This window comes from Bradyrhizobium genosp. SA-4 str. CB756 (assembly GCF_000473125.1).
GTDB lineage: Bacteria > Pseudomonadota > Alphaproteobacteria > Rhizobiales > Xanthobacteraceae > Bradyrhizobium > Bradyrhizobium arachidis.
On sequence record NZ_KI421499.1, the window covers coordinates 2,098,046 to 2,116,220 of the forward strand.

Annotated in this window: 20 protein-coding genes; 9 read left to right on the top strand and 11 right to left on the bottom strand. The window is 62.7% G+C overall.

The window, feature by feature from the left end; translation table 11 throughout:
* Positions 1-11 precede the first annotated feature (11 nt).
* Positions 12-782 carry an amino acid ABC transporter ATP-binding protein gene (locus tag BRAGE_RS0110400; RefSeq protein ID WP_051377809.1) on the top strand — a complete coding sequence of 257 codons (771 nt, stop codon included), beginning with the start codon at positions 12-14 and terminating at the stop codon, positions 780-782.
* A 112-nt stretch (positions 783-894) separates the two neighbouring features.
* Here the strand turns inward: BRAGE_RS0110400 and BRAGE_RS54420 are convergent, their stop codons facing one another.
* Positions 895-1,182 (bottom strand): hypothetical protein, encoded by a 288-nt coding sequence (locus BRAGE_RS54420; protein ID WP_141263316.1) that lies wholly within the window; start codon positions 1,180-1,182, stop codon positions 895-897.
* A gap of 66 nt (positions 1,183-1,248) precedes the next feature.
* Here BRAGE_RS54420 and BRAGE_RS0110410 point away from each other — a divergent pair, with 66 nt between their 5' ends.
* From BRAGE_RS0110410 to BRAGE_RS0110425, 4 genes are all read left to right on the top strand, one after another.
* Entirely contained in the window at positions 1,249-1,599 is a 351-nt protein-coding gene (locus BRAGE_RS0110410) for a hypothetical protein (protein ID WP_231164061.1), read from the top strand.
* A 217-nt stretch (positions 1,600-1,816) separates the two neighbouring features.
* Positions 1,817-2,320, top strand: coding sequence for a (2Fe-2S)-binding protein (locus BRAGE_RS0110415; RefSeq protein WP_027563702.1), 504 nt, complete (start codon positions 1,817-1,819; stop codon positions 2,318-2,320).
* The gene (locus BRAGE_RS0110420; protein ID WP_027563703.1) at positions 2,317-3,333 is read left to right on the top strand and encodes an FAD binding domain-containing protein; all 1,017 of its coding nucleotides are present in this window, start codon (positions 2,317-2,319) and stop codon (positions 3,331-3,333) included. The genes BRAGE_RS0110415 and BRAGE_RS0110420 overlap by 4 nt, the downstream gene beginning before the upstream one ends.
* A gap of 7 nt (positions 3,334-3,340) precedes the next feature.
* The gene (locus BRAGE_RS0110425) at positions 3,341-5,539 is read left to right on the top strand and encodes a xanthine dehydrogenase family protein molybdopterin-binding subunit (RefSeq protein ID WP_027563704.1); all 2,199 of its coding nucleotides are present in this window, start codon (positions 3,341-3,343) and stop codon (positions 5,537-5,539) included.
* An 81-nt stretch (positions 5,540-5,620) separates the two neighbouring features.
* On the opposite strand, the gene BRAGE_RS0110430 is transcribed toward BRAGE_RS0110425, so the two are convergent.
* Positions 5,621-5,881, bottom strand: coding sequence for a hypothetical protein (locus BRAGE_RS0110430; protein ID WP_027563705.1), 261 nt, complete (start codon positions 5,879-5,881; stop codon positions 5,621-5,623).
* A gap of 984 nt (positions 5,882-6,865) precedes the next feature.
* Between BRAGE_RS0110430 and BRAGE_RS54430 the strand changes: the two genes are divergently transcribed.
* On the top strand, positions 6,866-7,063 hold the full coding sequence (locus BRAGE_RS54430; RefSeq protein ID WP_347336543.1) for a hypothetical protein: 198 nt from the start codon (positions 6,866-6,868) through the stop codon (positions 7,061-7,063).
* A 49-nt stretch (positions 7,064-7,112) separates the two neighbouring features.
* Here the strand turns inward: BRAGE_RS54430 and BRAGE_RS0110440 are convergent, their stop codons facing one another.
* Positions 7,113-7,622, bottom strand: a complete 510-nt coding sequence (locus tag BRAGE_RS0110440; RefSeq protein WP_027563706.1) for a hypothetical protein — start codon at positions 7,620-7,622, stop codon at positions 7,113-7,115.
* 591 nt (positions 7,623-8,213) lie between these two features.
* Here BRAGE_RS0110440 and BRAGE_RS52110 point away from each other — a divergent pair.
* Positions 8,214-8,489: a helix-turn-helix transcriptional regulator gene (locus BRAGE_RS52110; RefSeq protein WP_063617226.1), complete on the top strand. Its 276-nt coding sequence runs from the start codon at positions 8,214-8,216 to the stop codon at positions 8,487-8,489.
* A gap of 335 nt (positions 8,490-8,824) precedes the next feature.
* Here the strand turns inward: BRAGE_RS52110 and BRAGE_RS0110450 are convergent, their stop codons facing one another.
* Together BRAGE_RS0110450 and BRAGE_RS0110455 are read right to left on the bottom strand one after the other, a co-directional pair.
* Complete coding sequence (locus tag BRAGE_RS0110450) at positions 8,825-9,535, bottom strand: hypothetical protein (RefSeq protein ID WP_027563707.1); 711 nt, start codon at positions 9,533-9,535, stop codon at positions 8,825-8,827.
* Positions 9,536-9,696: 161 nt separating this feature from the next.
* Entirely contained in the window at positions 9,697-9,948 is a 252-nt protein-coding gene (locus tag BRAGE_RS0110455) for a hypothetical protein (RefSeq protein WP_027563708.1), read from the bottom strand.
* Between the two features lie 1,901 nt (positions 9,949-11,849).
* Here BRAGE_RS0110455 and BRAGE_RS0110465 point away from each other — a divergent pair.
* Positions 11,850-12,104, top strand: coding sequence for a FitA-like ribbon-helix-helix domain-containing protein (locus tag BRAGE_RS0110465; RefSeq protein ID WP_027563709.1), 255 nt, complete (start codon positions 11,850-11,852; stop codon positions 12,102-12,104).
* 106 nt (positions 12,105-12,210) lie between these two features.
* Here the strand turns inward: BRAGE_RS0110465 and BRAGE_RS0110470 are convergent, their stop codons facing one another.
* Both BRAGE_RS0110470 and BRAGE_RS0110475 read right to left on the bottom strand, forming a co-directional pair.
* Positions 12,211-13,251, bottom strand: a complete 1,041-nt coding sequence (locus BRAGE_RS0110470) for a hypothetical protein (RefSeq protein ID WP_141263314.1) — start codon at positions 13,249-13,251, stop codon at positions 12,211-12,213.
* A 289-nt stretch (positions 13,252-13,540) separates the two neighbouring features.
* Positions 13,541-15,187, bottom strand: a complete 1,647-nt coding sequence (locus BRAGE_RS0110475; RefSeq protein WP_027563711.1) for a hypothetical protein — start codon at positions 15,185-15,187, stop codon at positions 13,541-13,543.
* 508 nt (positions 15,188-15,695) lie between these two features.
* Between BRAGE_RS0110475 and BRAGE_RS0110480 the strand changes: the two genes are divergently transcribed.
* Positions 15,696-16,262, top strand: coding sequence for a hypothetical protein (locus BRAGE_RS0110480; RefSeq protein WP_141263312.1), 567 nt, complete (start codon positions 15,696-15,698; stop codon positions 16,260-16,262).
* A gap of 86 nt (positions 16,263-16,348) precedes the next feature.
* On the opposite strand, the gene BRAGE_RS51615 is transcribed toward BRAGE_RS0110480, so the two are convergent.
* The 4 genes from BRAGE_RS51615 to BRAGE_RS0110500 form a co-directional block, all read right to left on the bottom strand.
* Positions 16,349-16,675 carry a hypothetical protein gene (locus tag BRAGE_RS51615; protein ID WP_027563713.1) on the bottom strand — a complete coding sequence of 109 codons (327 nt, stop codon included), beginning with the start codon at positions 16,673-16,675 and terminating at the stop codon, positions 16,349-16,351.
* Entirely contained in the window at positions 16,662-17,180 is a 519-nt protein-coding gene (locus tag BRAGE_RS51620; RefSeq protein ID WP_156950849.1) for a hypothetical protein, read from the bottom strand. The genes BRAGE_RS51615 and BRAGE_RS51620 overlap by 14 nt, the downstream gene beginning before the upstream one ends.
* 98 nt (positions 17,181-17,278) lie before the next feature.
* A complete protein-coding gene (locus BRAGE_RS0110495; protein ID WP_027563714.1) occupies positions 17,279-17,854 on the bottom strand; it encodes a hypothetical protein in 576 nt (191 codons plus the stop codon).
* Entirely contained in the window at positions 17,851-18,171 is a 321-nt protein-coding gene (locus BRAGE_RS0110500) for a hypothetical protein (RefSeq protein ID WP_027563715.1), read from the bottom strand. Before BRAGE_RS0110500 ends, BRAGE_RS0110495 begins: the two co-directional genes overlap by 4 nt.
* Between the last annotated feature and the right edge of the window lie 4 nt (positions 18,172-18,175).

Sequence of the window (18,175 nt, forward strand, 5' to 3'; positions counted from 1 at the left end):
TGGAGACCTCGATGATAAGCAAGCCGGATTTGACAGTTGCCGCCGCAGCCGCGCCAATCATCGAGATGACTGGGGTGAGTAAGTGGTACGAGAGCACCCAAGTGCTGAAGGGTATCAATTTCCGCGTCGCACGCGGCGAGCGCGTGGTGGTCTGCGGTCCGTCTGGGTCCGGAAAATCGACCATGATTCGCTGCATCAATCGCCTCGAAGAGCACCGCGATGGCAAAATCATCGTCAACGGTGTTGAACTCGATCACACAACGAAGAATGTGGATGTGGTGCGCCGCGATGTCGGAATGGTATTCCAGCAATTCAACCTATTTCCGCATCTTACCGTGCTGCAGAATTTGATGATCGCGCCACTCAAGATCCGCAAGATGCCAAAGCCGGAAGCCGAGGCCATAGCACGTCAGTATCTGGAGCGGGTACGGATCGCCGAGCATGCGGACAAGTATCCAAGCCAGCTCTCGGGCGGACAGCAGCAACGCGTTGCGATTGCGCGGGCGCTCTGCATGAAGCCGAAAGTCATGCTGTTCGACGAGCCGACGTCGGCTCTGGATCCAGAGATGGTCCAGGAGGTTCTCGACGTGATGGTCTCACTCGCGCGCGAAGGGATGACGATGGTATGTGTAACCCACGAGATGGGCTTTGCGCGAAGCGTTGCGGACAGGGTGGTGTTCATGGACGCTGGCATGATTGTAGAAGAGGGCCTGCCTCACCAGTTCTTCTCGGATCCCAAGCACGAGCGCACTCGTGCGTTTCTGAAGCAAATCATGCATTAGGGCATTCGGCAGCTGCAATCGCATCGCAGCAAACTGCTCGCGGTGAATCCTCAAACAGGCGAATTGCAAGAACCTTGACACATTGCGGCGGTACGACTTGATGGACTTCCGGTCACCAGTTTCGACCGACGCCCGGTTCGGCCGGGCCACCGACGGACTGTTTAGCGACAACTTCGATATTCAATTCATAGGAGCCGTCCCTGGCCAATTGATTGCGCTCGGCTTCTCCAATCTTGCTCAGAACGCGACGTTCGTATCCGCGACATTCGTGAGTATACTGATCGGCGCGATCGGGGCCGCGGATCGGTGCGGCCGCAGATTGATGTTCCAGTTCAACCTCGCGGTGTTCGGTCTGGCAACGCTGGCCCGCGCCGTAAGCCTGGCTCGCCTTGGAAGTCAATGGAGCCACCAAGCGGCGAGGGCGCAACCAGGGCAGTGTAAGGGCCAGCCATGGTTTGGTTTCTAAATGATCTGCATCCGCTATCTGCTGCTTGCCCGCGGGTGTCGTATCTTCTCATCCCTCCGGTTCCGCATAGCGGTGATGACTGAACAACTAAATCTCGAAGATTGGGCCTGGCAACTTTCGACCGAGGTGTACCGTCTCAATCTGTATAGCCACCTTACGAGACAAGCAGAGCCAAATCGATCGTCGGTCACCGAAGAAGAGTTGGCCGGAGCAATCCGCGACAGTTTCACGCAAGTGAATGAGGCCGCCTACCGGGAAATGGTCAAGTTGGCGACGGAAGCGGCACTCGAAACCTACGATCGGGTCGTATCGTCCACCATCAAACGGTCGCGCGTCCGGCTATGTAGCTGAAGTCGCGTCTTTGCGGTTCGGAAAAATCCCGGCTCAATCCATGGCGCACGCTACCGTGCTGCGTGCCGCGCCGATGGCTTTGTCGCGGCAAGGAAAATTCGCTTAGGAACCAAGTAACCGGCCGTCCGTTGGGCGCTATTGGCCAGCGGAGACGACGCGCCTTCGCGTCGAGACCGGCTTGGTTTCTCGGCTCGGCCTCCGTCGCAGGGAGCAAGCCATGTCCCAAGACACGGCCGACGTCACGCATCAGATTCCCGACCGCGTTCCGGTCAGTCTCATCGTCAACGGCAACAGGCGCACGCTCGACCTCGTGCCCTGGACTTCGCTCCTGGACGCGTTGCGTGACCATCTCGCGCTGACCGGCACCAAGAAGGGCTGCGATCACGGCCAGTGCGGAGCCTGCACCGTGCTTGTGGACGGCCGGCGTGTCAATTCCTGCCTGATGCTCGCCGTCATGTCCGACGGCGCGAAGATCACGACCGTCGAAGGTCTTGCCAGCGATGGCGCGCTGCATCCCCTGCAACAAGCCTTCATCGACCACGACGCCTTCCAGTGCGGCTATTGCACGCCGGGACAGATTTGCTCGGCCGCCGGCTTGCTGGCCGAAGGCCACGCGGGAGATGCCGACGAGATCCGCGAGCTGATGAGCGGAAATCTCTGCCGCTGCGGCGCCTATCCGAACATCGTCGCTGCCATCCAGCAGGCAATGGGCCGGCCATGATCAACTTCCAGTATTCCCGCGCCACCGACATCGCCGATGCGATCCTCTTGCTCACCGACCATCCAGGCGCCAAGCTCATTGCTGGCGGCACCAATCTGATCGACCTGATGAAGGAAAATGTCGAGCAGCCTTCGCGGCTGATCGACATCTCCCGTCTGCCGCTCCGCAAGGTCGCGGAGACGGCCGATGGAGGCTTGCGCATCGGCGCCCTGGTGCCGAACTCGGACCTCGCCTACCATCCGCTGGTCGAACAGCGCTATCCGCTGCTTGCCAGCGCCATCCTGGCCGGCGCCTCGGCGCAATTGCGCAACATGGCCTCCGTCGGCGGCAACCTGATGCAACGAACGCGTTGCGCCTATTTTTATGACACGGCCACGCCCTGCAATAAGAGAAGTTTCGGCAGCGGCTGCTCGGCGATCGACGGCCTCAACCGCAACCATGCGATCCTCGGCACCAGCGCCTCCTGCATCGCGACCAATCCGTCTGACATGAGCGTGGCGCTGGCGGCGCTTGACGCACTCGTGCACATCGCAGGTCCATCCGGCGAGCGAACGATGGCGCTGACCGATTTCCATCGGCTGCCCGACGACACGCCGCATGTAGACACCAATATCGGCACCGGCGAGATCATCACGGGAATCGAACTTCCGCCGCGCGGCTTTGCCCATAACTACAGCTATCTGAAAGTCCGCGACCGCCTGTCTTATGCGTTCGCCCTGGTGTCGGTCGCTGCCGCGCTCGAATTGGACGGCAACGCGATCAGAGAAGCGCGCGTGGCGCTCGGCGGCGTTGCTCACAAGCCCTGGCGCAGCCTTGAAGCCGAAACGGCCTTGCGCGGCCAGGCCGCAACCGAGGATCATTTTTCCCGCGCTGCGGATCTCCTGCTGCAGGGCGCCAGGACCTGCTCGCATAACGGCTTCAAGATCGAGCTCGCCCGCCGAGCCATCGTGCGAACGCTGACCCAGGCCGCAAGCGCCACACCGCAGTCCCAGGCTCACAAGAAGATCGCATGAGGGGCCGATGAACGCCTATGTCGGAACGCCAACGTCCCGCGTCGATGGCCGCGCCAAGGTCACCGGAGCCGCCAAATATGCCGGCGAATTTTCGGCCGATGGACTCGCCCATGGCTTCGTCGTCACGGCCACCATTCCGCGCGGGCGCATTGCGCGTCTCGACACCAGCGAGGCGCTGAAGGTGAAGGGCGTGCTCGACGTGCTCACGCATGCGCGTCGGACGCCGCTCGCCGACAAGGACGAGGCCTGGAAGGATGAAGTGGCGCCGGACGAAGGCTCGCCATTCCGTCCGCTCTACGACAACAGCATCAAGTTCAACGGCCAGCCGATCGCGCTGGTCGTGGCGGACGACTGGGAAATCGCCAAATTCGCCGCGACGTTGGTGCGTGTCGATTATCAGGAGCAGGCGTTTGCGACCGACCTCGAAGCCGAGCGCGGCAAAGCCGCCGAGGTCAAGCGACCGAGCAAGCCCCGCGGGGATGCCGTCGCAGCGCTTGCCGGAGCACCCGTACAGCACGAGGCGGACTACTTCGTTCCGACCGAGCATCACAACCCGATGGAGCTCTATGCAACCACGGCGGTTTGGGACGGCGGCGGCAGGCTCACGATCTACGACAAGACGCAAGGCGTCCAGAACGTTCACAAGTTTCTCTGCAGCGTGTTCGGCAAGAATCCGGAAGATATCCGCGTGCTCTCGCCCTATGTCGGTGGCGCCTTCGGCTCCGGCCTGCGGCCGCAATACCAGGTGGTGCTGGCAACGCTTGCCGCGCTGGCGCTGAAGCGGTCCGTTCGCGTGGTGCTGACGCGGCAGCAGATGTACGGGCTCGGCTACCGGCCGGCGACGATCGAGCACGTCGGGCTCGGCGCCAGGTCCGACGGCACGCTCGAGGCGGTCACGCACGAGGCCACCGCCGTCACCTCACGCTATGAGGATTTCGCGCGCAACGACGTCGGCTGGGCGGAACAGCTCTACAAGAGCCCGAACAGCCGCTATTCCCACAAGCTCGCTCGCCTCGATGTCTCCACCCCCTGCGACATGCGCGCGCCGGGCGCAGCTTCGGGCGTCTGCGCGCTTGAATGCGCCATGGACGAATTGGCCGTCGCGCTCAAGCTCGACCCCGTCGAGCTGCGGCTGAAGTGCTACTCGGACCGCGACCAGAGTGAAGACCTCCCCTACACCAGCAAGCAGCTGCGCGAATGCTACGCCCGCGGTGCGCAAGCCTTCGGCTGGAGCAGGCGCAATCCCGCGCCGCGCTCGATGCGCGACGGCAAGGAGCTGGTCGGCTGGGGCATGGCGACAGGCGTGTGGGAGGCGCTGCAGATGCCGGTCGCAGCTCGCATCGTGCTGACCGCGAATGGCCATGCCGAAGTCTCCTGCGCGGCGTCCGACATCGGCACCGGCACCTACACCATCGTGGCACAGGTGGCAGCCGATGCGCTCGGGCTGCCGATCGAGAATATCAACGTCAGGCTCGCCGACTCGACCCTGCCGCAGGCCCCCGTCGAGGGTGGCTCGTGGATGGCCGCATCGAGTGCGCATGCGGTGTTGGGAGCGGCCGAGGACATTCGCCAAGAACTCGCGCGTCTTTCCAAGGCGATACCCGCCTCACCGCTGGCTGATGCGGCCAATGTTATCCTTGTCGACGGCACGATCGCCAAGGACGGCGACAAGAGCTGCGCGGTCCCGATCGCGGATGCGATGCGCTACGGCAAGCTTGAGCGGATCGAGAAGCAGAAGCTCAACCAATTCGCGGAGGACAAGTCGCACGCACGCAACACGCATTCGGCCGTCTTTGTCGAGGTGAAGGTGGACGAACAGCTCGGTGTCATCTGCGTCACGCGCGTTGTAAGCGCCGTCGCGGCCGGGCGGATCCTCAACCCCAAGACCGGTCGCAGCCAGATCATGGGCAGCGTGGTCTGGGGGATCGGGATGGCCCTGCACGAGGAGACCGTGACGGATCACCGCTTCGGCCGGATTATGAACGCGAATATCGCCGAGTACCACATCCCCGTGAATGCCGACATTCACGACATCGAGGTGATCTTCGTCGAAGAGCGCGACGACCGCATCAACAGGCTGGGCGTCAAGGGGCTTGGCGAAATCGGCATCGTCGGCGTCCCCGCTGCGATTGCGAACGCCGTGTATCACGCCACGGGAAGGCGCATCCGCCGCCTCCCGATCACACTGGACAAGCTGCTGGCGTGACGCGCAAGTAGCTTACCCTCACGCAAGCTGTATGGATGTTCATCGAATTGTGAAAACGCGAGCCTGCGCGCGATTGATACGCTATCGGGCGGTGCGAGCGCGTCGTGTGCCCAGCGGTTTGCCAGATCCGCCCTTGCAAAGGCGCGATGGCGTGGCCCGCTTCTGGTCCTTGTCGACCTGATAATTTCGGAAGACGTGCCGTGCCGCGACGTGCTCGTCGGGCGCAAGACCGGTCGAAACCACACGGCGACCGTCGATGATATGCTTGGCCTCTTCGCCGCGGTCGTCGCTACGGGCCGTCATGACCAGATACTTAACTTTCGCGCTCTGTCGTTTCGCCATTGATCCATTCCGTTTAAGGGGATCGTGGCGGTTCGTCATGAACCGCGGTTTCACGTACGCTCCTGAGCGCCTGAGGGACCGGTCTCAGTCGAGGTCACCGGTGGATGACAGCGGGAAAGCCCCGAAGAGGTCTGGTGATGCTTCGGTACGTGGTTGGGCGAGTCGTCAGGGCACCTCTAGACGGTTCGCCTGCCGCGGAAGCTGCTGGCCATGCGGCCCGCAGCGACGGCTCAGAAATGGGTCTCTGACCTGTAACTGGCCATTGCGACGTCGCCCGTAACGCAAAGCAGGGAGAGCCGTGCACGCCTAGTTTGTTACTGGGACCAATGTCTTGGGCAGCCCGCGCCTGCTTGAGCGACGTCGTTGCCGCATGTCATCACACAGCTGACCAAATTGGACGGCCACTGCCGCCGGCCCCCCGACGTAAGTAGGTTCGGACCTGGGCGAGTGCCGATAAACGCCGGCTCCGCAGGGTTGAGCGGGAGTCATGCGCTCGGTCGTCATCGACGGCTTATGGCCTTCGCGCCACTAGGAATGGCGCTTAGTTACGTCTGAACCTGAGGGTAAACCAGAGGTCCGCTCGTGGCGGCAGAGCGGACCAGATTTGCTCAGCCTGAGTTCTTCGCGGGTTGACCCAAAGCGGCCCACCAGCATCTAGCCAGGAGGCGGGTGCAGTGTATGCCATTTTGCGCGAGCGGTTTCCGCTGATCCGCCGCGCCGTATTTCATCTTCTCTAAAATCTTTCCAATACCGGTAGGTGCAATATAGCCCGCACAGCCAAAGGAATACGAGAAGCAGAACAAGCGGACGAATGATGCTTTTAACGAACTCGGTTGGATCGAGAATCTTCAGCAAGAAAATCAAGGCGAGACATACAGCTCCAGCAACCGCAAAGCCTCGCACTCGAAACTGCCAAACTCGGACTTCCTCTGAAACAGTCATCACTCTTCCTTTAGGGTACGTACGCTCTGGCGCCTACTGGAACTGCTGCCCCAAGGGTGGACAGTTCGTTGCATCCTGGCTGAGCCGGGCATGTGCAGCATGACCTATTTCTTCACCGTGCTCCTGCCGTCTGACGAGGCCTTCCAGAAGCAATACGCGCGCGCGATGGATCTGCGCAATGATGCCTGGGCAGATGAAATCATCGATATTGCTGATAATGCCATGAAGACCAGCGGCTGATGTGTAGTGGTACAGAGTCATTCTTTCCTGAACGGACGGAGTGATGGAGTCAGACCAGCATGACGCCGGGTTGCTTGCGGCCGACCTCGACAAGCAAATCACGAATGTCCCGGACGCTGACCTGAATCGAAATCGAGCTTCGCGAGAATCGGCGACGGCGGGCAGTACGCCAGGAAACGGTCACGCAAATCAGCTGGTCCGGCTGATTGCCTTCCAGCTTTGTCCTGAGGATCCTGATTTCGGCCTTTTGACCGGGAGAGACCACGGCAATTGGGCGGTCCGTGTCTGGGCCGTTGACCTGACCCGATGCAGCTCTGATGGTGTCGCGCAGTGCTTCTCCTTCGGAGAAGGCGAGCAGCGGCGGCGAGGCCTGGATGGTCTCAACAATGATGGTCTCGTCGCGCGTGTTGAAGACGTGCAACTCGATGCCGCCACTTGTGGTGTCGAAGTTGAGCCGCGGCGACTTCCCGACCACGCGGTCGTAGACCGCCATCGCCGCGGAAGCGGCGGCGGGCAGGAGCTTAGAGAAGCCAAGCCATTTGCCGATCAGGCTGCTCACCTTGAGAGAGCCCGGATCGCTGCCTCCTCGATGTCACAGGCGGTATCGATCAGCTGACAGAGACGTTGCGAGCCGTCCGGAAGGATGTCCGCCGCATCGAGGCAGGCTCTTGCCTCCGATAGCTGGTCGAGCCAGGGGCGCGGGACGTCGGTTGACGCCGGTAAGGCCAGCTCTTGTGGAGTTCAGCGCGCGGTGGAATACCGGCCGAAACGATGTCAGATCGTTGCATCATGTCGAAGCGCCTGGGCGTGTGGCCCGGTTGGCCGACATCATATCCGATTCGCTTGCCTCCCCGTGCGGAGGAGATCGGCAGTTGCCGAATCTCGCCGGGTACACCGGTCGTGCGGTGCACCCGAAAACGGAGCGGGCGTGAAAGAGGCGTGCTGCCGCCGCCCTCAGGGCCGGGCCCAGGGCCGGCCCTCCCAGACTGCCGAACCGTATATGAAAAACGGGCGGGAAAATCGGTGCACAGGATGCGCAGAAGCGCATTTCATACGGTAAAGCGTGTTTTTTCCGAACTCGCGAAATGCATCATCCTGTCGGATGAGGCCCCGGAAACCGGCATATACCCAGCGATTGCTTGCGCGAAACGTGCGGGAGCGCCGGCTGCTGAAATCGTGGACGCAGTATGATCTGGCCGACGAAACGCGCCTTCGCCAGGCGCTAATCAGCGAGATCGAGGCCGGAAAGGCCAACCCGACCTTGCTGTCGCTGCACAAGATCGCCTCGGCCCTCGGCGTCCAGGTCGCGGAGCTCGTGCTGCCACAAGGTAGCGTCCTCACGCAATGGACGAAGCCGGTCGCACGGCCCCGCGGGAAGGCCGCCAAGAAAAGGCGGGGTCGCCCCCTCAAACCGCCTTCGCGCTGACCGATCAAGCTAACCATGATGTCAGGGCCCGACGCGGAGATACAGGGACTCTGGGACGCACGGAGAAAAACAATGCACCGTGACCTGCTACGAATGCCGTCTCAATCCACATAGTTCACGCGGCTGCCTCGCTTCAACGGCGCAGACTCAGCCATCGCTGCGGGTCGGAATAGATGGGATCCTTGAACTGTTCCTTGATGTTAGGCATCGCGCTAGCGCGCGAACGTACAGGAGCTTGGAAGGGGAGGAGCTTTCTGGTGCGCGGCGGTCTCCAAAAAGATCATGCTCAATTGACAAACCAAGGCGCTGATGAGTCATCCTCATCACATCGCGACTTAGGTGGAGGAAGAAGCGACGGCCTCGATCCTCAGACCCTCGGTGTTGAGGGCCTCAATGACCGCCCGGTTGAGACCGCGCATATATTTGAGCGTTTCCACGGCCTCCTTTGCATAGGCCATAAAGTCAGCCCACATGAAGCCCATGACTCCGGAGTTTTCCCAGGACTCGAAGATTTTGGCCTTCTGCTTGTTGCTGTGGGCAAGCCCACCATAGATGATGACGTTGACCAAGGTGCGTTCGAGCATAAAGCCGTCAGGAAAGGTCACGGTCGCGGGACCGTCCAGGTGGTCGTTGAGTTGTTTGCGGGCATCTTCGAAACATGCGCGCGCCGACGGCGGCATCCACTCCTTGTCGTATATGCCGGCCAGCGAGGCGATCGAAAGCCTGTCATTGCGCTGGCTGAAGATGCGATAGCTCAGGATGAAGGCGTCGATCTCGTCCTGGCTGAAGTCCTCGATCCACGAATGGACTTGTGCAACGAATGAAACACGTGGACCGTCGGTGCATTCGAAAGAGACGTTCTCCAACCTGGTGATCACGTTGGGGATGTCGGCCTCGTAGCGTTTGCTGAAACCGGATCGCTCGAGGTGATCGACGCGCCGATTGAAGTCCTCAAGCAATTCGAGGTCTTCCTCGATCGCCTTGACGATGCGATTGAGCTGTCTGGGCGTCAGTCCCGCGACGTCGCCTCCGTCGATCTTGACCATTTTGATCCGGTTCACGTGGCGCGGACATGGTGGGGAGCGTGCGACAGTTCCGCGCTTCCCAAGCCTCGTTCCCACGCATCGGCGCGAAGCGCCGTTTCAGACGGCGCGTTATATTCAACCGGGTCGACCTTGCAAACGCCCGTCACCGATCCGCCGAACGATTAGCCCTGGCCGCGCGCGGTTCGGCGGGCGAACCGACGTCGAAGCGCGACCTTGCCGCGTCGCGCCGGCTTCGTCGTCTCCTCTTTGTCGACCTGGTATTTTCGGAATGCGCGTCCGGCGGCGACGTGTTCTTCGACAGCGTAACCCGTCGGGGTGACCCGACGACCGTCAATGATGTGCCAGATGTCTTCGCCGCGGTCGTCGCTGCGCACCGTCATCACCAGGAATTTGGGTTTCGCCCGCTTCGCCATGATCTACTCCTCTCAGCTGTCCGTTGGCCCATTGCCGAACGGCAGGTTGCGTTATCGCTTGTCTAGACCGACCCGCGGGGGCTTTTGAGTCAAGGCGAGGCGATCACGCCAACGGGGACAACTTCGGACAACTCCGGACACCTCCGGTCCGCGGGTGCGCGGTATCGGGCGGAACGGCGCGCGCGGGGAGAAATCAACCGTCAGCATCCGAGCCGGGAGGCACCGCATGCGCATCCTCGCCTTCCGCCTTTTGGCTTCGGTGTGGGGCCGAAGAGCGGTTTCAAGCGTGGGTTGCGGAGTTTCCACAGCATTGCGCCGGCGATCGAATCCTTGTGTAAGCTTGACATGCGCAGTGCGAGTCTCGGGATATCACCTTCGTCCTCCGCTTGACCAAATGGCGAGGGCGGGATTGGCACAACCGCCTTGGCGGGGTGCTGCCACTGCCGGGCCGAATCCTTGAGGGCGGTCGCACGAACCTTCTGAAAGTGAGCAGGCTGCGCCGAGGGCCGTCCAAGGATTGGACTGCGGCGGGCGTCGAGCGCCATGTCGGACTCTGCGCGATAAGTCCAAGGTTGTTCCTATGCGCTCGACAGCGTGCTGACCATGCAAGGATTGGAGATCGGGACATCGGCAGTGCACGATGGCAACGCGTGGAATGAAAATGGGAGTCTTGGCCACTCGACCACCTCGCCGGGTGCGACGCGCGAACGCTTTTAGGTGGTTCACGGAAGGCGCCGCCCATGACCATTCAGGTTGCCCGATGCACCGGGCGCAGTGGCGGTTTAGTTGCGCCGAGTAACATAAAGTGATCTGAAATGATCTGCGTTTAGACCTTTGAAGCGGCTTCGCGCGCGATTGGGCGGCTCCGCTTCTCGCAAGATTTTGGTTCGAGACGCTAACGTCCACCGAAACCAGGGCGGGTCGTTGTTAGCAGGCGTCGGACTTTGCCGCATTTGCGAACCTGCACCACGATTGCACCGAACCTGAAGTTCGTCAGGCGAGGTGAGGCGCTCGCTCAACTGTCATCATTTGCTCGATGCGTTGAGACGCGTCTCAACGCATCCGATCGCGTGGGATGCAATCTCGTTAGGCACCGCGGGCTCGACCGCGACGATTGCGGTCGTTGATAAGCGATTGCGCTGCTGGGCCGATTCCGATCGTGAGGAATTTTGCGCGTTTTCTTGGTCCTTCTTTAAAATCACCAATTTCCTATACCGAAATACCGCAAAAACCCGGTTTCGAGCCGTTTGATCGCGTCCAGGGGTGTCTCGTTGCCGCCGATTTACGCGGATTTGCTTGACCGTAAACCGCCGATTTTCCGAAGTTTTTGACAACGCGATTTTCGGTTCCACCCAGCTTCGAAGCCAGCTGCAAGGCCACGGCGCGCCTTCACGCGTCCTTACGCGATCGATCACTCGTTGAGCGCGCAAGGACGCGTGATGGCGGGGCGTGGCCGGACGCTGGATGTGGGACCGTGTTCTCAGGGATGCTGTGATGCTGGCGGGACAAAAGGGCTTGCCGGGCCAAACGTCGCGGACGAAAGTCTTAAGCGCGTCTCGCCGCTGACACGCGCGGCAAAAATAGGGAGTCGCCATGGCTCGTGCCGCGCGCGAGACGCTCTCAATCGAGGAATTCTTGGACGCGATCTCGGGCCGTGAGGGTAGCTTCGAACTCGTCGGAGGCATCGTCTATGCCACAGCCGGCTCCAGAAGCGCACAACGTCATCTGCAGCAGGATTCTGACGACCCGGGTCGCGGCGGCAAAGCGCATCGGTGCGCGTGCCACGCTCATACTCGTTGAGCCTGGCCCGGGCCATCCTTGGGGTTTTGCACCGGGCTTGGTTCGTGCGGCGGGAAAATGCTATCAAGCATCATCGCAGTTAGTCCCGGAGGGGCGCCATCATGGCGGCTGTCACCATCCGCAACCTCTCCGAGGAGGCGCATCGCGCCTTGAAAGTCCGCGCGGCGCAGCACAATCGCAGCGCGGAAGCGGAAATGCGCGCCATTCTGGAGGCCGCCGTGCGTCCCGAGGGCCGGCTGCGGCTCGGCACTGCCCTTTCGGAGATGAGCCGGAAGATGGGCCTCACCAATGCCGATGTCGAGGCAATTGAACATGACCGCGACGCGCGTCCGGCTAAGCCAACGCGCTTCGAATGATTCTGCTCGAAAGCAATGTGGTCTCCGAGGCGCCGCCGCACACGCTTGAGCGAGACTGTTCGCAAAAGTCGTGAGTTCAACATTGTAATCCGAATAGCCGATTGGATCAGTGCGGGCGCCCTCCAAGCGCACCTGCGACCAGCAGGACGCCCTTGATCTGCGCCCCCAGGAATGGACAGTCCGGGTGCTCCGCGGCGATCCTGGCCTGAAAACCGAGCAGCCGTTCGTGAGGCGGGCGGGCGCGATAGAGCGCGGGCAGGGCGGCTCGCCACTGCAGCTCACGGGCCGCCTGCGCCTCGGTGCGCCGTGACCTCCGCCGCCGCCACGCCCAGGCCTTGGCGGTGCGCAGGCGCACGTGGAAGAGATAGGCGATGTCGGCATAAGCCAGCTCGCCCGTGATGCGCATATCGTCGAGAGTGTCGAAATACAGCGCTTTCAGCCGCCGGCGCTGCCGGCCCTGATGCTGGTCCCACCGCTCTTCCGTCAGCAGACGGCAGACGGAATCGCGCCTGACCGCCACTGAGCGCTGCATCGGAAGCCGCTTGGCACGGGCCAGTTTTTGCGTCTTGGCCGCGAGGCGCAGCCCGCGGGGACCGAGAAACCGGCCGGGCGGGCCGGCGAGAGCGTGATGGGCCTTGAGCACGGCGGCGAGGCGCCCTCGATCTTCCCGTGCGCGTTCGATCTCCCGTGCCGGCAGCGAACCGACCTCGTCGGGCGCCAGACGCCGGCCCGCAAGGGCTGCCACCGCGGCGCGATCGTCCGCCGCATCGAACTGGCGGTCGAAATAGTCGAGCAGGCGCGAGACGAACTGGCTGCCGGGAATGCCGAGATGGCGCGCCAGCGAGCGGAACGAGCGGTTGATGTCGGTGGCCTGCATCTTGCGGCCGCTGCGCGAGACCAGCAGGAACTCGCTGTCAATATGGCTCGCGGGCAATGCGGCCCGGTAGCGCGCGATCAGTTCGCGCGCGATCGGCAGAAACACTGGCCTGTATGTAGGCCCACGCGGGGCGCCGCGCACCTCGACCGCGTCGTCGCGAAAATCCTTCCAGCGGATCGACACCGCGGTGTGGGGCCCGATACGGGCAGTCGCTGCGAGCACGATGACCACGCACGAGCGAAGCCGGCCGACCTCACGGTTTTGCGGCATCGCCAGGCTTTCGCTTTGCAGCAGGAAAATGACGTCCCCGGTGCTGCGTGGCGCATCGTCCGGGCGCGGCGCCGGCCTTGCGATCGCGGTTCTTCCTCGCGGCATTTAGCAGATCCTCGGTTGGCGGACGCGAGCATTTGAAACTGCCTCGGCGCACGCGAGGGCGGCCTGCGCGGCCGTGCGGAGCGGGCCGAGACGCGGGGGGCTGCGGCGCAGGATGGCATCGAAAGTCGCTCCTTGTGACGAGGATCGGGGCCCCAGGTGGGACCCCGATGGTGTTGGGCGGGCTTCACGCGGCCTTGCGCGGAGGCGTTCGTGCTGGCGCCGGGGACGCGTCGCGGCGGATCTTCGGCAGCCAGCCACGTGGATTGACCAGACCGCGGAAGGTCAGTCGCTCGAGGTTCGGCGGCGGCAGGCGCAGCAGCTCCGGGCGCAGCGCGCCATTGGCCGCCTCGGGGTCCGGATCGAAACCGATCTGCTCGGCACGCCGCAACACACGATAGGTCTTGTCGACCGTAGCCTCGGTGGTGCCGAAGAAGAACGAGATCTGATGCAGGAGGAAGCCGGCCTCGTGATAGGTGGTGACACCGCCATGCTTGGCCTTGTGGGCCGTGGTCCCGATCTCGACGGCGGCGAAGGCCTCCTTGACGAGGTCCTCCATCACCCTCCGGCTGATCGGATTGCCCCGCCCGTCATGGACGACGTAGAAATGTCCGCCACGCCGTGGCCGTGTCCAACCATCGCGTCGGCGCAAGCCCTCGTCGCGGGCGTGCCAGCTGGCGAACAGGCGACGGGCGAGGGGGAGGATCGGACCGGCCTCGCGCGGCTTTGTTTTGTTACGCGGGGTGTTGCGACCGTTGCGGTAGATCCAACAAGTGGCGAGTGAGATCCAGCCGCGACGATCCATTGGCTCCCAGCCGAGATCGAGGATCGCCCTGAACCGCGTTCCGGTCAGAAAATAGATCAGGATGAAGCGGATCAGCTTCAGGCGGTAACCGGTCAGTTTGCGCGGCAGCCGGACCGGCACCAGGCGCCAGCTCGTCCCGCACATGCGCCACTCGGTGGCAAAACCTTCGCCCACGATCCAGACGTAGCCCAGGCACCACAGGATGACCCGCTGGACCTCCCCCCAGGTCAGGCAGATCTTCTGGCCCGGCTCGTCCTCGACCGGCGGCATGTCGAATTGCAGACGGATCGGGGGCTGGTATTCGTCGAGGAACCACGCAAACGCGCGGTTAATGACCGAGAGGTGGGAAATGACGGTGCGATCCTTCACGGTCGCGATCATGTTGCCCTCGTGGTCGGCGCCACCCAGCTTCTTGGGCCGCTGCTGCCGCCAGCGCCTGTAGCTACGCCCGAAGTTGCGGTTGACCTCGCCGAGAAGCGTGTTCTCTTCCTTCTCGATCACCTGGATCGCGCCGTTCTTCGAACTGCGGAAGTAATTCCAGGGACTGGCCTCGTTCTGCTCCTTGCACTGGCGTTCTCGAAGCTCGCGGGCGCGCTTGTCGAGATTGTCGGGGTCGAGCAAGGCGAGGTAGCGGGTCACGACCTCGGAGATGCGGATGTCCTCCGGCGCCTTCTTGGCCTGCAGGCGAAAAGCCTTCTCGTCGCAATGGGCTTCTAACCTGGCCACGGCTTGCGGGCAGGCATAGGGGTCCTCATAGTCGCCTTTCGGGATCTCGGTGCTGATCTCGTATCCGTCCCGGATCACGATCATGGCCTGACGGTCGTCGGCGTCGCCCCGGAATGCCAGATAGGGCAGCGGCTCGTCGACGATCTTGTAGGTGCGGAGAAGCTCAAGCAGCCGCCGGCTGGTCTCGTTCTCGCCTTCCACGAACAATGCGCGTGCGAGCTCGCGCTTGCCCGCTTCGATTTCGTTGTAGCCGATCAAGGGCAAATGACGGTCGCGCTCGATCTTCCTGTTGGGCCGGTTCATGAGCTCACTCCCATGCGCTGGGTTGGAACGGTCCCGCATCCAGTTGCGAGGGAGGCGGGCGCTGAAAACGAACGAACGGTCGACTGGCTGCGGGGCAGGGTGCGCTCGGGGCGCAAGCCATCCACGCGTCCCCCGGCAGGGGGGAACGGCATCGGTCTCATCTGTTCACCTCTTTGACTGTCGTTGCCCGCGGAAGCGGTCTGCGGTCCGTGCCAACGACATCAACGACGTAAATTATTGTTTGTGCGACTGTCACGCTGCAGTGCGAAAGGGTTCCACAACCTCGCAGAACCGCGGAACCGGCCGACAACACCCGTCGCTTTCACTCACCAACTCAGCTATTTTTCCGCTCAATTGTGACAACGCGATTGGCGTCGCGCCGCGACAGCCAAGGGATCTTCGTCTCGCGGAGGACGGGTCGGCGGCAGCTAATTTGCCACCAACAATGTTTTACGTCATAAGGATTCGAATGCCGTTTTAAGGATTACCCGCGACGATGGTGACGTCTTTGAAACTCGCTGGAGAGGTGCTTCCTGCGGCCACCGGGCTGCATGCGTCCACCGTGGTCCAGCATCTGCGAAATCTTCAGCAGTTCGACCGCCGTCTGATCACCTTCAAGGGGCACGGATCCAGCGCCGCGCATATGACGCCGGGTGACGCCGCGCGCTTGCTCCTCGCGGTGGTCGGCTCGGACCTCGTCAAGGATTCGGTTGCGAGCCTGCATGGCTTCGGGCAATTGCGGCCGGTCGGCCGCGTGCAAGACCGCTCCCGCATCACGCTGGAGGACCATTTGGCCGGCATTCTCGCAATGGTTGCGTCGAACGCCTATCCAGACGCCGGCCCGGACTGCATCGCACTGTCGCTGATCTCGACCGATGAAACCGCCTCCCATCCGCGTGCCGCGCTGTCCTACCTGAATGCCCGCAAGTCTGCCCCGATCGGTTTCGCGCCAGCGGATTGGCGCGCGCCGCTCGCGAGCGTCGCCGATTATGTGGCCGCCGTGAAAGGCACCGGCATCGTCCGCGAACGACACCTGACACGCCGCCTGATCGAACTGATCGCCCGCAGCCTGTGACCGGTCGCAAGGGACGTGGCATCGCCGGGCGAGGCGATCAACCGGCGCACCGCGAGCATGTTTGAGCCGGCCCGATACCTGGTCGGTCATTTTCGAACAGATCGCCCCATGCTCGCGATCTTGCGCAGATCCCGATGATAGTCGCCACGTCGATGCTCGCCGTCCTGCCCGGACGGTAGAGTCTTGCAGATCTCGAGCGCAGCGATAGCGCGCTTGGTGGTGAAGAATTTTCCCGCGATCTGCGAGATCGCCAGCCGGTGATCGCGCACCGCGGTTCGCAAGCTCGTCTCGGTCAGCGGGCCGTCCGGCCAGAACAATGCCGCCGCCTCAGTCAGCGTCATCAATTCGTCGTCCCGCCATGCCGCCGGGTCGGGGCGTGCGCAAACCCGGTCATTGCTGTTACGCTGCGTCATCTGGTTCTCCCCACGGATCATGAGCCGGTCGAACGTTGTCGTGACGTCCTCGCCCCGCATGGCGGAGGCCGATCGCGCGTTTTGTCTTGCCCGACTTCGCAAGCCTGCCGTGATGAGCGAGCCAGGAGTCTGCAAGCCGCCTGCGCTCGCTGCGCGAAAGGCGCATGCGTCGCAGTGAATGTGACAGCACCAGCGCCGCGCCGGCGCTCTCGAACGCGCAGTTCAAGAGCAGGCTCATCGCCAGATCCGTGCGCGCCGAAATGCGGAACGGCGGATGCAGACGAAGGACGATACCAACCGCCGCACCGGCATCCCCTGCGACCGCCGCCTTCCAATCGGGCAGCGTCGATCCGATCTTCCGGATGGTTTGTCGAAGCGAGGTGCGCAATGTCAGGTCGAAAGCACCGGCCGGGAGCCGACGCCAGTAACTGAGAGGGTTGCCGATCATTTTACATGACGTGCTGCGACGTCGTCGCCCTGCACGCCGTTCGTCGCTGCGCCGCATCGGATGAGCTCCTTGCAGTGGAAGAAATGAGCCGAGCCGGGCCTCGACATGCCTCGACGGGCCGCGCCCTGCCACGCCACGTGATATTCTTGAAACGTTCAGGCCGGCTCGAGCTCCTCGACGCGGAAGCGGCCGTAGTCGGGACGGCGGTCGCCGAGCCCGTGCGGGCCGGCGAGCTTGAAGAACTCGATCAACTCGGCGCGGTTGACCATCGAGGGTAGGTAGGTGGCGTCGACGCGCGCGGTCCAGGCTGGAAAGCACGGTCGCGTCCGCACCGTGAGCGCATCGCGCACCCGGACGAGTTGGCGATGACGAAAGCGCTGGTCGGCCCAGAGTTCGCCGAGCTCCGTTGGACCCTCGTAATCGAGCAAGGCAGGGCCATCGGCCAGGAAGGCCGCTCTGGCGATGACCCCTTTCTTGCGCCGCCTTGCGCCCTCGACCAGCACCGCCTTGAGACAATGCGGCGGCAGACAGGGCCGTCCTTCGGCGAGCCACAGTCCGCCGCGCCACTCCAGCTCGGCGATCCGCTCATAGTCCGCGTCGGTCTTCATCCGCTTGGAGGTGATGGCCGCGATCGATTTGGTCAGCGCATCCAGCGGATCGGCAAGCCTTGCCGAATGCATCAGCATGGGGCCGACGCCGACGAGCTTCAATGCGATGCGTTCGATGCTCATAAGCTGTCTCCTTCATCAAACAATGGTTTGGCAACCTGTACCCAGGTGTCGCTGACCTCGGGGATCGGACTGTTGGCGTAGCGGCGCGCGCGCAGCATCGACGTCACGCCAAGGTGACAGTCGCTGCAAAGCGCGGTGACGTCACCGTCGATCTCATGGCCAAGACGCTCATAGCTGCGATGATGAACTTCGATCCTGCTGCCCGTCGCCGCCGCGTTGGGGCAGAGACGGCAGGCGTAATTCGCGGCCGCCAGTTCGCGCAGCCGCGCCGGATTGTTGCGCCATGCGGCGCTGGTGATGTACGCGACATAGTCCATTGAA